The organism is Pantoea sp. QMID4, from assembly GCF_030270445.1.
GTDB lineage: Bacteria > Pseudomonadota > Gammaproteobacteria > Enterobacterales > Enterobacteriaceae > Pantoea > Pantoea vagans.
Genome location: NZ_BSXL01000002.1, coordinates 168,901 through 183,506, shown reverse-complemented (window position 1 = coordinate 183,506; position 14,606 = coordinate 168,901). Strand labels below are relative to the sequence as shown.

20 protein-coding genes are annotated in these 14,606 nt (G+C 53.1%); 11 read left to right on the top strand and 9 right to left on the bottom strand.

Annotated features, from left to right (window positions below; all coding sequences use genetic code 11):
* Positions 1-44 precede the first annotated feature (44 nt).
* The 8 genes from murA to QSK07_RS05660 form a co-directional block, all read right to left on the bottom strand.
* Positions 45-1,304 carry a UDP-N-acetylglucosamine 1-carboxyvinyltransferase gene (gene murA / locus QSK07_RS05695; RefSeq protein WP_285721074.1) on the bottom strand — a complete coding sequence of 420 codons (1,260 nt, stop codon included), beginning with the start codon at positions 1,302-1,304 and terminating at the stop codon, positions 45-47.
* A gap of 67 nt (positions 1,305-1,371) precedes the next feature.
* Positions 1,372-1,629, bottom strand: coding sequence for a BolA family iron metabolism protein IbaG (gene ibaG / locus QSK07_RS05690; protein ID WP_061061437.1), 258 nt, complete (start codon positions 1,627-1,629; stop codon positions 1,372-1,374).
* Positions 1,630-1,742: 113 nt separating this feature from the next.
* Entirely contained in the window at positions 1,743-2,048 is a 306-nt protein-coding gene (gene mlaB / locus QSK07_RS05685) for a lipid asymmetry maintenance protein MlaB (protein ID WP_285721073.1), read from the bottom strand.
* A complete protein-coding gene (gene mlaC, locus QSK07_RS05680) occupies positions 2,048-2,683 on the bottom strand; it encodes a phospholipid-binding protein MlaC (RefSeq protein ID WP_285721072.1) in 636 nt (211 codons plus the stop codon). Before mlaC ends, mlaB begins: the two co-directional genes overlap by 1 nt.
* Before the next feature lie 15 nt (positions 2,684-2,698).
* Complete coding sequence (mlaD, locus tag QSK07_RS05675) at positions 2,699-3,244, bottom strand: outer membrane lipid asymmetry maintenance protein MlaD (RefSeq protein ID WP_275220321.1); 546 nt, start codon at positions 3,242-3,244, stop codon at positions 2,699-2,701.
* 4 nt (positions 3,245-3,248) lie between these two features.
* Positions 3,249-4,031, bottom strand: coding sequence for a lipid asymmetry maintenance ABC transporter permease subunit MlaE (gene mlaE, locus QSK07_RS05670; protein ID WP_033731283.1), 783 nt, complete (start codon positions 4,029-4,031; stop codon positions 3,249-3,251).
* 4 nt (positions 4,032-4,035) lie between these two features.
* Positions 4,036-4,851: a phospholipid ABC transporter ATP-binding protein MlaF gene (gene mlaF / locus QSK07_RS05665; protein ID WP_095706325.1), complete on the bottom strand. Its 816-nt coding sequence runs from the start codon at positions 4,849-4,851 to the stop codon at positions 4,036-4,038.
* Positions 4,823-5,080 (bottom strand): hypothetical protein, encoded by a 258-nt coding sequence (locus QSK07_RS05660; protein ID WP_285721071.1) that lies wholly within the window; start codon positions 5,078-5,080, stop codon positions 4,823-4,825. The genes mlaF and QSK07_RS05660 overlap by 29 nt, the downstream gene beginning before the upstream one ends.
* Here QSK07_RS05660 and QSK07_RS05655 point away from each other — a divergent pair.
* From QSK07_RS05655 to npr, 11 genes are all read left to right on the top strand, one after another.
* Positions 5,079-6,059, top strand: a complete 981-nt coding sequence (locus QSK07_RS05655) for a calcium/sodium antiporter (RefSeq protein ID WP_098051693.1) — start codon at positions 5,079-5,081, stop codon at positions 6,057-6,059. The genes QSK07_RS05660 and QSK07_RS05655 overlap by 2 nt on opposite strands.
* A 16-nt stretch (positions 6,060-6,075) precedes the next feature.
* Positions 6,076-7,059, top strand: a complete 984-nt coding sequence (kdsD, locus tag QSK07_RS05650; protein ID WP_098051694.1) for an arabinose-5-phosphate isomerase KdsD — start codon at positions 6,076-6,078, stop codon at positions 7,057-7,059.
* 13 nt (positions 7,060-7,072) lie between these two features.
* Positions 7,073-7,639, top strand: a complete 567-nt coding sequence (gene kdsC, locus QSK07_RS05645; RefSeq protein ID WP_098051695.1) for a 3-deoxy-manno-octulosonate-8-phosphatase KdsC — start codon at positions 7,073-7,075, stop codon at positions 7,637-7,639.
* Positions 7,636-8,208, top strand: coding sequence for an LPS export ABC transporter periplasmic protein LptC (gene lptC / locus QSK07_RS05640; protein ID WP_013359880.1), 573 nt, complete (start codon positions 7,636-7,638; stop codon positions 8,206-8,208). Before kdsC ends, lptC begins: the two co-directional genes overlap by 4 nt.
* Positions 8,183-8,734: a lipopolysaccharide ABC transporter substrate-binding protein LptA gene (lptA, locus tag QSK07_RS05635; protein WP_033731276.1), complete on the top strand. Its 552-nt coding sequence runs from the start codon at positions 8,183-8,185 to the stop codon at positions 8,732-8,734. The genes lptC and lptA overlap by 26 nt, the downstream gene beginning before the upstream one ends.
* 5 nt (positions 8,735-8,739) lie before the next feature.
* Positions 8,740-9,465 carry an LPS export ABC transporter ATP-binding protein gene (gene lptB / locus QSK07_RS05630; protein ID WP_009092467.1) on the top strand — a complete coding sequence of 242 codons (726 nt, stop codon included), beginning with the start codon at positions 8,740-8,742 and terminating at the stop codon, positions 9,463-9,465.
* Positions 9,466-9,513: 48 nt separating this feature from the next.
* The gene (rpoN, locus tag QSK07_RS05625; protein WP_275220313.1) at positions 9,514-10,947 is read left to right on the top strand and encodes an RNA polymerase factor sigma-54; all 1,434 of its coding nucleotides are present in this window, start codon (positions 9,514-9,516) and stop codon (positions 10,945-10,947) included.
* 21 nt (positions 10,948-10,968) lie between these two features.
* On the top strand, positions 10,969-11,256 hold the full coding sequence (gene hpf, locus QSK07_RS05620; protein WP_098051696.1) for a ribosome hibernation promoting factor: 288 nt from the start codon (positions 10,969-10,971) through the stop codon (positions 11,254-11,256).
* 150 nt (positions 11,257-11,406) lie between these two features.
* Entirely contained in the window at positions 11,407-11,886 is a 480-nt protein-coding gene (gene ptsN / locus QSK07_RS05615) for a PTS IIA-like nitrogen regulatory protein PtsN (RefSeq protein ID WP_013359876.1), read from the top strand.
* Between the two features lie 47 nt (positions 11,887-11,933).
* Positions 11,934-12,788 carry an RNase adapter RapZ gene (gene rapZ, locus QSK07_RS05610; protein WP_010251920.1) on the top strand — a complete coding sequence of 285 codons (855 nt, stop codon included), beginning with the start codon at positions 11,934-11,936 and terminating at the stop codon, positions 12,786-12,788.
* A complete protein-coding gene (gene npr / locus QSK07_RS05605) occupies positions 12,785-13,057 on the top strand; it encodes a PTS phosphocarrier protein NPr (RefSeq protein WP_010251923.1) in 273 nt (90 codons plus the stop codon). Before rapZ ends, npr begins: the two co-directional genes overlap by 4 nt.
* A gap of 3 nt (positions 13,058-13,060) precedes the next feature.
* Here the strand turns inward: npr and mtgA are convergent, their stop codons facing one another.
* Positions 13,061-13,780, bottom strand: a complete 720-nt coding sequence (gene mtgA, locus QSK07_RS05600; RefSeq protein WP_285721070.1) for a monofunctional biosynthetic peptidoglycan transglycosylase — start codon at positions 13,778-13,780, stop codon at positions 13,061-13,063.
* Positions 13,781-14,606: the final 826 nt, after the last annotated feature.

Genomic DNA, 14,606 nt, shown 5'->3' with positions numbered 1-14,606 from the left:
AACCAGCCCCCTCGGGGGCTGGCTATTTCAGCGCAGCTGCAGGATTACTCTTCGCTGACGCGCTCGATGTTCGCGCCCATCGCTTTCAGCTTATCTTCGATGTGCTCATAGCCACGATCGATGTGATAAATGCGATCAACGAACGTTGTTCCTTCTGCAATGCAACCCGCCAGAACCAGACTGGCAGACGCACGCAAATCGGTCGCCATCACCTGCGCGCCTGACAGGGTTTCTACCCCGTGACAGATCGCCGTGTTGCTCTCAATCTCAGCATGTCCGCCCATACGAATCAGTTCCGGGATATGCATGAAACGGTTTTCAAAGATGGTTTCGGTAATCACGCCCGTGCCTTCCGCAACCATGTTTAACAGGGTGAACTGCGCCTGCATATCGGTCGGGAATCCCGGATGTGGTGCGGTACGCACGTTGACCGCTTTTGGTCGCTTGCCGTGCATATCCAGACTGATCCAGTCTTCACCGATTTCGATATCAGCACCCGCATCACGCAGCTTCGCCAGTACTGCATCCAGCGTATCGGGCTGAGTTTTATGACACATCACTTTGCCGCCCGAAATCGCGGCAGCCACCAGAAAGGTACCGGTTTCGATACGATCGGGCAGGACGGTATAGATACCGCCACCCAGACGCTCTACGCCTTCGATGGTGATTTTGTCGCTGCCTGCGCCACTGATTTTAGCGCCCAGGGTATTGAGGAAGTTGGCCGTATCAACAATTTCCGGCTCGCGGGCCGCATTTTCAATCACGGTAGTACCGGTCGCCAGCGTCGCAGCACTCATAATGGTCACGGTTGCGCCAACGCTGATTTTGTCCATGACAATCAGCGCGCCTTTCAGACGGCCATTGACTGACGCCTTAACGTAGCCCTCTTCCAGCTTGATCTCGGCACCCAGCTGTTCCAGACCGGTAATGTGCAGGTCAACCGGACGCGCGCCAATCGCGCAGCCACCCGGCAGTGAAACCTGACCCTGACCAAAACGTGCGACCAGCGGGCCCAGCGCCCAGATTGAGGCACGCATGGTTTTGACCAGATCGTAAGGCGCACAAAATACATCTACCGCGCTGGCATCGACATGTACAGAACCGTTGCGTTCCACTTTCGCACCCAGCTGGCTCAGCAGCTTCATGGTGGTATCAATGTCGCGCAGCTTTGGCACATTCTGGATCTCTACCGGCTCTTCGGCCAGCAGGGCAGCAAACAGAATAGGAAGTGCGGCGTTCTTCGCCCCGGAAATGGTGACTTCACCACTTAAGCGGGTGGGGCCTTGCACACGAAATTTTTCCATTAACACGGCTCTCAATTAACTTGCTAAAAATTGAACTCGCCCACGGCGAGTTCACCACGCTGTGGGATCAGAAACCGTTGAGTTTACGGTCACGCGCCCATTCAGCGGGAGTATAGGTTTTGATAGAGACAGCATGCATGCGGTTATCCGCGATGAACTCCATCAGCGGTGCGTAGACAGCCTGCTGCTTTTTCACGCGGCTCAGTTCGCCAAACAGTTCGCCTACGGCGATCACCTGAAAATGGCTGCCATCGTTGCTCATCACATGAACTTCGTCCAGAGGCAATGCGGCCATCAACGCGGCCTGAATTTCACTGTTTTCCATTGGGCTTAACTTCACTTAATAATAATAAGGCTGACATAGTAGAGGAAAGCGGCTGACTCTTAAATACGCAAAAGCCCCTGTTGAAAACAGGGGCTTAGCATAACAACCGGAAATCAGGCGCTTTTATCCGCAGAAACAATAATCTGTTGCAGATTGTAAAGCGTAATCAGCGAGTGCAGTTTGTCGCTGATACCCGTAAAGCGTGGAGTCATACCCTGTGCCCGGGCGATTTCCCGCAGGTGCACCAGCAGGGCGAGACCGGAAGAGTCAACACGCTCCAGCGCTGCAACGTCGATGGTATCAACATCTTTAATCAGCGTTTCACGCTGCTGCCACAGGCTCATTAACGTGTCGCGATCCAGTTCGCCTTTCAGCAATAGCGTGCTGGCTTCCCGCTCCCAGCGTAACGATTCGTGCATTATTTTTGTTTATCCAGCGTAATTGGCTGTGCCGCAGAGGATTTCAGTTGCGCTGTCAGACCGTCGATACCTTTAGTACGTAACAGATCGCTCCACTCATTTTGTTTGGTGGTGATCATGCTGACGCCTTCGGCGATCATGTCATAAGCCTGCCAGTTACCGGTCTGGCTGTTTTTGCGCCACTGGAAGTCGAGACGAACCGGTGGACGGCCATTAGGATCGATGATGGAGACACGAATGGCGACAATCTGGGCATCGCCCAATGGCTGCTTAGGCTGAATCTGATAGCTCTGACCGTTATAGAGTGCGAGTGCCTGACCATAAGCCTGTGCCAGATAGTCACCAAAGGCGCTGAAGTAGGCTTCACGCTGCGCCGGGGTCGAATCACGATAGTAACGGCCCAGCACTAACGCGCCCGCGTATTTGATCTGTACATAGGGCAGCAGCTCCTGACGCACAATCTGACGCAGGTAGTTTGGGTCCTGCTTGATTTTCGGCTGCTCATTTTTCAGACGGGTAAACGTCTTTTCCGCCGCTTCGTTCATCAGCTTGTAGGGATTGCTTTGATCGGCTGCTGTCGCCGTCAGCGGTACACCAACCACCAGCATGGCAATCATCAGTAAACGTTTAAACATGGTATACCCTCTTCTTTAAGGTTGAGCCGGTGCCGCAGGCGCAGCACTGTCGCCTGCCTGCGCATCCTTGTTGTCACTGTTTTGTTTGTTATCGCCGCTCTTATAAAGGAACTGGCCAATCAGGTCTTCGAGCACCATCGCTGACTTGGTATCGCGCAGCGTATCGCCATCTTTCAGCATCGCCGAACCGAGTTCAGGATCGTCAAAGCCTAAGTTGAGCGCCAGGAACTGCTCACCCAGCAGTCCCTGCGTGCGAATCGCCAGGGAGCTGGTATCTGAAATTTTATTCGCATACTGATCGCTGATCTCCATCGTGATACGTGGCAGCAGCGTTTTCGGTTCAAGCTCAATGTTCGTTACCCGGCCAATCACCACACCGCCGATTTTGACCGGCGAACTGGCTTTCAGGCCGCCGATATTGTCAAACGTAGCGTAGAGTTTCCATGTTGGCTCTGTGCCCATCGACTTTAAATCGGCGACGCGCAGACAGAGAAACAATGCGGCGATCAACGCCATAATCATAAAAATGCCAACCCAGATTTCGCTTTTTTTGCTTTGCATTGCATCAATTCCCAAACATCAGTGCTGTCAGCACAAAATCCAACCCGAGCACCGCCAGTGAAGCATGTACTACGGTACGCGTTGTCGCGCGACTGATCCCTTCAGAAGTGGGAATCGCGTCATAGCCATTAAAAAGAGCAATCCAGGTAACCGTCACGGCAAAGACGGCGCTTTTGATGATGCAGTTAACAACGTCGGTGCGGAAATCGACCGCGTTCTGCATGGCTGACCAGAAGAAACCAGGATCGATTCCCTTCCAGCTCACGCCAACCAGTGCACCGCCAGCAATACCTACTGCGGTAAAGATCAGTGCGAGTAGCGGCATACTGATAAAACCGGCCCAGAAGCGCGGCGAAACGACGCGACGCAACGGATCCACCGCCATCATCTCCATACTGGAGAGCTGTTCAGTGGCTTTCATCAGACCGATTTCAGCCGTGAGGGCTGAGCCTGCCCGTCCGGCAAACAGCAGCGCGGTCACGACCGGCCCCAGTTCACGCAGCAACGACAGCGCCACCAGCATACCCAGACTGGTTTCAGCACCGTAAGTGGTCAGTACCAGATAACCCTGCAGTCCCAGTACCATGCCGATAAACAGGCCCGACACGACAATAATCAGTAACGACAACACACCAACACTATAGAGCTGTTTAATCAGTAGCGGCGAGTGTCTGCGGAACGCGGGTTTTCCTACCAGCGCGTGAAACAGCATTAATCCTGCGCGTCCAAAACTGGCGCACGTTTCAATTCCCTGACGACCGAATGACGCCAGCGCCTTCAAGACCATCTGTTTAGTTACTCCCTGAGCCGGTTAAATCAGCGAGATAGTCGCCGGCAGGAAAACGGAAGGGAACCGGACCATCCGCATCGCCATCAATAAACTGGCGGACGCGCGGGTCGTTATTCTCTCGCAGTTCCGGCGTGGTGCCGTGTGCGATAATTTTTTGTCCGGCCACGATATAGGCATAGTCCGCAATACTCAGCACTTCCGGTACGTCGTGCGAGACCACAATGCAGGTCAGACCCAGAGCATGGTTCAGTTCATCAATGAGTTTGACCAGCACACCCATGGTGATGGGATCCTGACCCACGAAAGGCTCATCGAACATGATCAGTTCCGGCTCAAGCGCAATCGCGCGCGCCAGCGCCACACGACGCGCCATTCCGCCCGACAGCTCAGCCGGTTTCAGTTGAGCTGCGCCACGCAGCCCTACGGCTTCCAGCTTCATTAATACCGTGCTGTGCAGAATAGGGGCGGGAAGACGGGTATGTTCGCGCAGCGGCCAGGCGACATTTTCGTAGACCGTTAAGTCAGTAAATAGCGCGCCAGACTGGAACAGCATGCTCATCTTCTTACGCGCTTCATACAATTTAGCGCGCGACAATGACGGAATGTTTTCGCCACGGAAAAAGATGTCACCGCGGGTCGGCTGAAGTTGCCCCCCAATCAAGCGTAGCAGAGTGGTTTTCCCTATCCCCGACGGTCCCATTATCGCCGTTACTTTGCCTTTCGGCACGGTCAGCGAAATGTCGTCGAAGATGGTGCGATCTCCGCGCGAAAAACTCACGCCACGAACCTCAACCAGATTCGTTTGCTGCTGGATCATTATTACCTCTTGTAAGGATCGGGCGTAAACATAGGGTACGATGGTAGCCTGTTCGGTCCTGATTCACGATAGCTTTACAGAAACTTACCGCTAAGATTTGGCGAAAATGGTCATTAAATTTACTTTTGCCGTCCAGACGGTCAAAATCAGCGGCTGTCTCGCCAAACAGAACCTTAAACCGGTCGGTAAAGGCATTGCCGGCGCGGGTTTTTACGCAAGGATTTTTCATGTTCGTAGCTTCTGCACTGCTGATTATCGGTTTGCTTTTACTGGCATATGGTGCCGATCGTCTGGTGTTTAGCGCCTCTATATTGTGTCGATCCTTTGGCATTCCGCCACTGATCATTGGCATGACCGTTGTCAGCATCGGCACCTCGCTGCCAGAAATGATCCTCTCCTTTTCCGCGGCCCAGCATGGCCAGATGGATTTGGCTGTTGGCACCGCGCTCGGCTCGAACATTACCAACATTTTACTCATTTTGGGTGCCGCTGCGCTCATGCATCCTCTCAGCGTCCATTCTAATCTGATACGCCGTGAACTGCCGTTGATGTTGCTGGTTACCCTGCTCAGCGGATTCATGCTGTTTGACAATCAGCTTAGTCGACTGGATGGAATTGGCCTGATCGCCATCGCCGCTATTTATCTGATGGTGGTGATTCGCATTGCGCGTAAAGCAGAACGGGACAACAACGACACCCTGACCCGCGAGCAGCTGGCCGAGCTGCCCCGCGAAGAGAGCGGAAACACGGTAGCCTTTCTCTGGCTGGCCGTCGCGCTGATTATTCTGCCGATGTCTACCCGCATGGTGATCGACAATGCCACCGCCTTTGCCGACTACTTTGGCGTCAGCGAACTGGTGATGGGCCTGACGCTCATCGCCGTGGGCACCAGCCTGCCTGAGCTGGCGACGGTGATTGCCGGGGCCCTGAAAGGTGAAGATGATATCGCGATCGGCAATCTGATTGGTGCCAACATTTATAATATTGCCATTGTGCTGGGCCTGCCGGCGCTGATTCACCCCGGCAGTATCGACTATCACGCCTTTGCCCGTGATTACTGGGTGATGCTGGGCGTCAGCGTGCTGTTTGCCCTGCTCTGCCTGCTGCGTCGCCGACGCGTTGGCCGCATCAATGGCCTGATTTTACTCTGTGGTTTCTTCGTCTGGGTGACGCTGCTGTGGATGCAGCCGGCATTCATGGACGGCTAACAAGGACAGACTCACTATGTCATATCAGCAACCAACAGCATTTGATTTTCAGCAGGCGGGAAAAACCGTCCTGCGTATCGAGCGTGAAGGACTGGAACAGCTCGATCAATATATTAATGACGATTTCGCCCGCGCCTGCGCCCTGATCTACGCCTGTCAGGGTAAAGTGGTCGTGATGGGCATGGGCAAGTCTGGTCATATCGGCAAAAAAATGGCGGCAACTTTTGCCAGTACCGGTACGCCAGCGTTTTTTGTTCATCCGGCCGAAGCCAGCCATGGTGACCTGGGCATGGTAAGTAAAAATGATGTGGTGATCGCCATCTCCAACAGCGGTGAGTCGAATGAAATCCTCGCATTGATTCCGGTATTAAAACGTCAGCACATTGCGCTGATCTGCATAACCGGACGGCCTGACAGCGCGATGGGCCGGGTTGCCGATGTGCATCTGTGTGTCCATGTTCCACAGGAAGCCTGCCCGTTAGGGCTTGCGCCAACCACCAGCACCACAGCCACACTGGTGATGGGTGATGCGCTGGCGGTTTCGCTGCTGGAAGCACGCGGATTCACGGCGGAAGATTTCGCCCTCTCCCATCCTGGCGGTGCGCTGGGCCGCAAACTGCTATTGCATGTCGCGGATATCATGCACAGCGGCGATGAGCTGCCGCACGTCACCCGTGACGCCTCACTGCGTGATGCGCTGCTGGAGATTACCCGCAAAAATCTGGGCCTGACGGTCATCGTCGACGGTCTGATGAAAATTGAAGGTATCTTTACCGATGGTGACCTGCGCCGCATCTTTGATATGGGTATCGATTTTCAGCGCGCCACCATTGGGGAAGTGATGACGCCAGGAGGCATCCGCGTCCGGCCAAATATGCTGGCGGTTGAAGCCCTGAACCTGATGCAGACCAAAAACATTACCTCGATTCTGGTGGCCGATGACGACCATCTGCTCGGTGTGGTACATATGCATGACATGCTGCGCGCTGGCGTAGTCTGAACAGGAAAATAAAATGCAACAGGTAACGCCCACGATTGACACCTGCTATGGGCCGATCAGTGCTGACGTCATGACGCGCGCCAGCAACATTCGTCTGCTGATCTGCGACGTCGATGGTGTCATGTCCGACGGGGTGATCTACATGGGAAACAATGGTGAAGAGCTGAAAGCCTTCAACGTGCGGGATGGTTACGGTGTACGCTGTTTGCTGACCGCCAATGTGGAAGTGGCTATTATTACTGGCCGCAATGCCCGTCTGATGGAAGATCGCTGCAAAACGCTCGGCATCCGTCATCTTTATCAGGGACAATCGGATAAGCTTTTGGCCTATCGTGAACTTCTGGATAAACTGTCTCTCTCTGATGATCAGGTCGCCTACATCGGTGACGACCTGATCGACTGGCCGGTTATGGCGAAAGTGGGATTAAGCGTGGCGGTGGCGGATGCACATCCGATCCTGTTGCCGCGCGCGCAGTATGTCACGCGGATTGCGGGTGGACGCGGCGCGGTACGCGAAGTATGTGACCTGATCTTAATGGCGCAGAACAAATTTGAGGATGCCAAAGGGCAATCAGTATGAGTAAAAGCAGGCGTTGGATAACGCTGATTCTGACCTTGATTGCACTGGTTTTGATCGGCTGGAATCTTACCAACCAGGATGGCGATGGCACGCCAGTCGGGACAGATAGTCAGTCGCCGACCTATACCAGTGATGATTCTCACACTGTGGTGTATAACCCGCAGGGCGCGCTGTCATATAAACTGGTCTCTGACAAAGTGACCTATTTCTCGGATGACGAGTTGAGCTGGTTCGACAATCCGGTAATGACCACCTTTGATGAGAACAAAATTCCCACCTGGACGTTACGCGCAGATAAAGCAAAGCTCACCAAAGATCGTATGCTTTATCTGTATGGCCATGTTGAGCTGAATACGCTGACGCAGGATTCCCAGCTTGAGCGGATAAAAACCGATAATGCACAGATTAACCTTGTCACTCAGGACGTTACCTCTGATGACCAGGTGACATTGTATGGCCGCAGCTTTAACTCCACCGGCATGAAAATGCGCGGCAATTTACGGACAAAAAACGCCGAGTTAATCGAGAAGGTCAAAACCTCTTATGAAATTCAAAATGAACAAAAATAGCCTGAAGATTTTACTGGCCAGCATGTTACTGGCAACCAGCGTTCCGGCGCTGGCCCTGACCGGTGACTCGGACAAACCCGTCAATATTGACTCGCAGAATCAGGCGCTGGATTTGCAGGGCAATGTCGCGACCTTTACCGGCAATGTCATCGTGACGCAGGGCTCTATCAAAATCACGGCCGATAAGGTCGTGGTGACCCGTCCGGGCGGCGACAGCAAGAAAACCATCGTTGACGCCTACGGTAATCCCGCCACTTTCTATCAGATGCAGGACAGCGGCAAGCCGGTTCAGGGCCATGCTTCTAAACTGCACTACGAACTGGCCAACGATTTCGTTGAACTGACCGGCAATGCGTTCATTGAGCAGCAGGACAGCAACATCAAAGGCGATCGTATTACCTATCTGGTGAAAGAGCAGAAAATGCAGGCTTACAGCCAGGGCCAGAACAAGCGCGTCACGACCGTACTGGTGCCGTCGCAACTTCAGGATAAAGGTTCGTCCAACAGCGGAAAGAAGAGTAACTGATAGCTATGGCCACATTAATCGCAGAAAACCTGGCGAAGGCATATAAAGGCCGTCGCGTGGTAGAAGATGTCAGCCTGCAGGTAAAATCCGGCGAGATTGTCGGCCTGCTGGGTCCGAACGGAGCCGGTAAAACCACTACCTTTTACATGGTGGTGGGCATTGTGCCGCGTGACGCTGGCCGCATTGTTATTGATGATGAAGACATCAGCATCCTGCCGCTGCATGCGCGTGCGCGTCGCGGCATCGGTTATCTGCCGCAGGAGGCGTCGATTTTCCGTCGCCTCAGCGTCTACGATAACCTGATGGCGGTACTGCAGATCCGTGATGACCTCACCGAAGAGCAACGCCAGGATCGCGCCCGGGAGCTGATGGAAGAGTTCCACATCGAGCACCTGCGTGACAGCATGGGCCAGGCACTGTCGGGTGGTGAACGACGTCGTGTTGAGATTGCCCGCGCGCTGGCTGCCAATCCTAAGTTTATTCTGCTGGATGAACCTTTTGCCGGTGTTGACCCTATTTCCGTTATCGACATCAAGAAGATCATTGAGCATCTGCGTGACAGCGGCCTCGGCGTTTTGATTACCGACCACAACGTGCGCGAAACGTTAGCGGTCTGTGAGCGGGCCTATATCGTCAGCCAGGGCCACCTGATTGCGCATGGTACACCCAATGAAATTCTTGCGGATGAGCAGGTTAAGCGGGTTTATTTGGGTGAAGAGTTCAGACTCTGATAAGGTGTCGTTAATACCGATGTTTACCTGGGAACTACCATCCTGTCTATGAAGCAAGGTTTACAACTCAGGTTCAGCCAACAGCTGGCAATGACTCCACAGTTGCAGCAGGCGATTCGCCTGCTGCAACTCTCTACGCTTGAACTCCAGCAGGAGTTACAGCTTGCACTGGAAAGTAATCCACTGCTTGAGCAGACCGATCTGCATGACGAGATTGACTCCCGGGAATCGTCAGAAGCCGAAGCGCTGGATACCCGTGAAGCGCTCGAGCAGAAAGAGATGCCTGATGAGCTGCCGCTGGATGCCACCTGGGATGAAATCTACACCGCTGGCACCCCTTCCGGCACCGGTACCGATTATCAGGATGATGAGTTGCCGGTCTATCAGGGCGAAACCACGCAGTCACTGCAGGATTACCTGATGTGGCAGGTCGAATTGACGCCTTTCAGCGATACCGATCGCGCGATTGCGACGTCTATCGTCGATGCTATTGATGACACCGGATATCTTACCGTCTCGCTTGAGGAGATCCTCGACAGCATCGGCAATGATGAGCTTGAAGCGGATGAGGTTGAGGCGGTGCTGAAACGCATCCAGCGCTTTGACCCGATTGGTGTAGGCGCACGTGATTTGCGTGACTGTCTGCTGGTTCAGCTCTCCCAGTATACGCCAGAAACGCCGATGCTGACTGAAGCACGCCTGATTGTCAGCGAACATCTCGACCTGCTGGCCAATCACGACTTCCGCAGCCTGATGCGCGTCACGCGCCTCAAAGAAGAGGTGCTGAAAGAGGCGATGCTGTTGATTCAGTCGCTGGACCCGCGTCCGGGTCAGTCCATCAACACCGGCGAGCCGGAATATGTTATCCCCGACGTACTGGTGCGTAAGGTCGGCAACCGCTGGACGGTTGAGCTCAATGCCGACAGCGTGCCTCGTCTGAAAATCAACCAGCACTATGCGGCAATGGGCGGGGCAACGCGCAATGACAGCGACAGCCAGTTTATTCGCAGTAATCTGCAGGAAGCGCGCTGGCTGATTAAGAGTCTGGAAAGCCGCAATGACACACTGCTGAAAGTCACGCGCTGTATCGTTGAGCAGCAGCAGGCGTTCTTCGAGCAGGGTGAAGAATTTATGCGTCCGATGGTGCTGGCCGATATCGCCCAGGCCGTTGAGATGCACGAATCGACCATTTCCCGTGTGACCACGCAGAAGTATCTGCACAGCCCGCGTGGCATTTTTGAACTGAAGTACTTTTTCTCCAGTCATGTTAATACGGAAGGTGGCGGTGAAGCCTCCTCTACCGCGATCCGTGCTCTGGTGAAGAAATTAATTTCGGCGGAAAATCCAGCCAAACCCTTGAGCGACAGTAAACTGACCTCCATGTTATCTGATCAGGGGATCATGGTGGCACGGCGTACCGTCGCCAAATATCGTGAGTCTTTATCCATCCCGCCATCGAACCAGCGTAAACAACTGGTTTGAAAGAAATGAGAAGGAAGACCTATGCAGCTGAACCTGACCGGGCAACATGTTGAAATCACGCCACCTTTACGTGAATTCGTCAGCGGTAAATTTGCCAAACTGGAACACTATTTTGAACATATCAATCAGGTCTATGTTGTCCTGAAGGTTGAGAAAGTCACACAGGTGGCTGACGCAACACTCCACGTGAACGGTGGCGAGCTGCACGCCACGTCGGAAGCGGAAGATATGTATGCGGCAATTGACGGGCTGATTGATAAACTCGCCCGTCAGCTGACCAAACACAAAGATAAACTGAAAAAACACTAACCTTCACGCTAGCTACGCGCGCATGGCGCGCAGAGCCGACAGGATGGGGCGGATAATCCGCCCCGTTTTGTCATCTGAGCAAGCGCCGTTTGTCGCACATATCAGGGCGCTGGCGGTGAATGGCCTGGTGAACACGCAAGTGAAACGATAATGAACAACGACCTTACACTGGAATTGAGCACAGTGCTTTCGCCAGACTGCACCCGCAGCGGCGTACACTGCCAGAGCAAAAAACGTGCGCTGGAAATCATCAGCGAACTGGCCGCTAAGCAGCTCAACCTGCCGCACCAGACGCTTTTTGAAGCGATTCTGACCCGCGAACGCATGGGCAGTACCGGTATTGGTAACGGAATAGCCATTCCTCACGGCAAGCTGGAAGAGGATACGCTGCGTGCGGTTGGGGTATTTATCAGCCTTGAGCAGCCGATTGCGTTTGATGCCGTCGACAACCAGCCGGTCGACCTGCTGTTTGCATTGCTGGTTCCGGCTGACCAGTGCAAAACACACCTGCACACCCTTTCACTGGTGGCAAAACGTCTGGCTGATAAAACGGTTTGCCGTCGGCTGCGTGCTGCGCAGAGTGATGAAGAGCTCTATGCCATTATTACGGAAGTCCAGACAGAGCAGTAACGCGTCTTTACCGGCCCGGTGCCGGTTTTAAAACGGGAGAGAAGGTCATGGTGCTGATGATCGTTAGCGGTCGTTCAGGCTCGGGGAAGTCAGTGGCGCTCCGTGCGCTGGAAGATATGGGATTCTACTGCGTTGATAACCTGCCGGTCGTGCTGCTGCCTGAGCTGGCCAACTCGCTGGCGGAACGCAATATTTCGGCGGCAGTCAGCATCGACGTTCGTAACATGCCTGAATCCCCGGAAATTTTTGAAACCGCGCTGAATAATCTGCCTGACACATTTTCACCTCAGCTGCTGTTTCTCGACGCCGATCGCAATACCCTGATTCGTCGTTACAGCGATACGCGCCGTCTGCATCCCCTCTCCAGCAAAAATCTGTCGCTGGAGAGCGCTATCGATGAAGAGAGCGATCTGCTGGAGCCGCTGCGTTCGCGTGCCGATCTGATCATCGACACCTCAGAAATGTCGGTACATGAGCTGGCCGAGATGCTGCGTACCCGTCTGCTGGGCAAGCGTGAACGCGAACTGACCATGGTGTTTGAATCCTTTGGCTTCAAACATGGCATCCCGATTGACGCTGATTATGTCTTTGACGTGCGCTTTCTTCCCAATCCCCACTGGGATCCTAAGCTGCGCCCGATGACCGGCCTTGATCGCCCGGTGGCGGCCTTCCTTGACCGCCACACTGAAGTGCACAACTTTATCTACCAGACACGCAGCTATCTTGAACTCTGGCTGCCGATGCTGGAGACCAATAACCGTAGCTATCTTACCGTGGCGATTGGCTGTACCGGTGGCAAACACCGCTCAGTTTATATTGCAGAGCAGCTGGCGGATTACTTCCGTTCGCGCGGTAAGAATGTACAGTCACGCCATCGCACGCTGGAAAAGCGCAAATCATGACCGTCAGACAAACTGTAGAAATCAAAAACAAGCTGGGCATGCATGCCCGTCCGGCAATGAAGCTGTTTGAGCTGGTGCAGAGCTTTGATGCCGAAGTGTTGCTGCGCAACGAAGCCGGCACGGAAGCTGAGGCCAGCAGCGTGATTGCGCTGCTGATGCTCGACTCGGCTAAAGGCGGACACATAGAGATTGAAGCCAGCGGCCCGGAGGAGATCCCGGCGCTGGCAGCGGTCATTGAGCTGTTTGAAGCGGGCTTTGATGAAGACTAAGTCTTAGTCGAGCTTATTACGCTGCAGGAAGCCTTCCCCGCCAAGCTGGCGCATCTGACGCATAATCCACTGCTGTCGCTCTCTGACGTAGCCTGAAGGCGTAGCAGCACGATAACGGATAGGATTAGGCAGAACGGCCGCCAGTAAAGCGGCATCGGCAGCGGTAAGCCGGCTGGCTGGCTTGTGAAAATAGCGCTGTGACGCTGCTTCAACGCCAAAGATACCCGGCCCAAACTCTGCAATATTAAGATAGACGGTCAGAATACGTCGTTTCGTCCAGACAGTCTCAATACCCACTGTCAGCCCCGCTTCCAGACCTTTACGCACCCAGCTGCGGCCATCCCACAGAAACAGATTCTTTGCTGTCTGTTGTGACAGTGTGGAAGCACCACGCATCCGGCTATCGCTGTTATCCAGTACAGATTCAATCGCCGCGACATCGAACCCCCAGTGGTCCGGAAACTTTTGATCTTCTGAGGCGATAACGGCCAGCCCCATCCACGGCGAAATCTCATCATGTCCGACCCAGTCAGAGTGGGCGATATAGCTAAAGTCACCGCGTAACCAGGCACCGATCTGTCGCTCAGCCATCACCGCTGAAAACGGTACAGGCAGGAACGAAAAGAGCAAAATTCCCGCCAGCCATACGCCCAGCCATACCAGCAGGACACGACCAATAATACGTCTGATACGCTGTCCGACGCTTCCTTTATGCTTGTTCATGCAATCTTCCCATACCTGTTTCAGACGTTAATTAATCACTCATGTAATCACTGCCAGTAAAGTCGCTTTTTCACAAAAATCGCTGAAAAACTTGCAGCGGTTTCCAGACTTTATTCAATCATTTTGCATCAAAATGCTGCAACAGTTCGAAATAGTTCAAGGACTTCCGGAAAAAAGGAATCGGTTCCATTCATTATTATGGCTTAGCATCTTTCCAGATAAACACTTAATAATGGGTGATAAACGCCGGTTTAAATCATTCAATATACTTAACTGTTATTTTTTTATGAATGATAAGCCGCCCAAAGCTTAATCAGAATCACGCTGATATCGTATAAATAAACAGCGCTTAACAACGTCGCTCAGAGTTGTTATGGCCCTTTTTACTCTCATTAAGCGCAATGATGTCAGCGCGAGTGCAGGACAAAGTTTTAGATTCTTTTTTATCATTCCAAATCGTTTTGGATAATTCATGTCATTTCAGGGTGGTCACCTGCAATATCAGCGCGTTAGCTTCTCTGAAGAGGCAGAGGTTAATACCAGCTTAACTTACTGCTGCTCAGCCTTTGCTTTGCAGCTGATCAGCGTCAAAACTATACCAAAAACCACAAATCTGATTAAAATAACAGCAATGCAGCAGAGAAAATGATTCCTTACTTGACTGTGTTGCCAAATTAATGTTTTCTATATTCAAACGCTGCTCAATATCACAAATTTTAATGAATCTTGTCGCACGAGAAGATGAATTTGCTAAGGTGATGTCAGTGTTAACCAATACCCTGCGGCTGCATTAATTATTCAAATCATAGCGACCGCAATGCTTTCC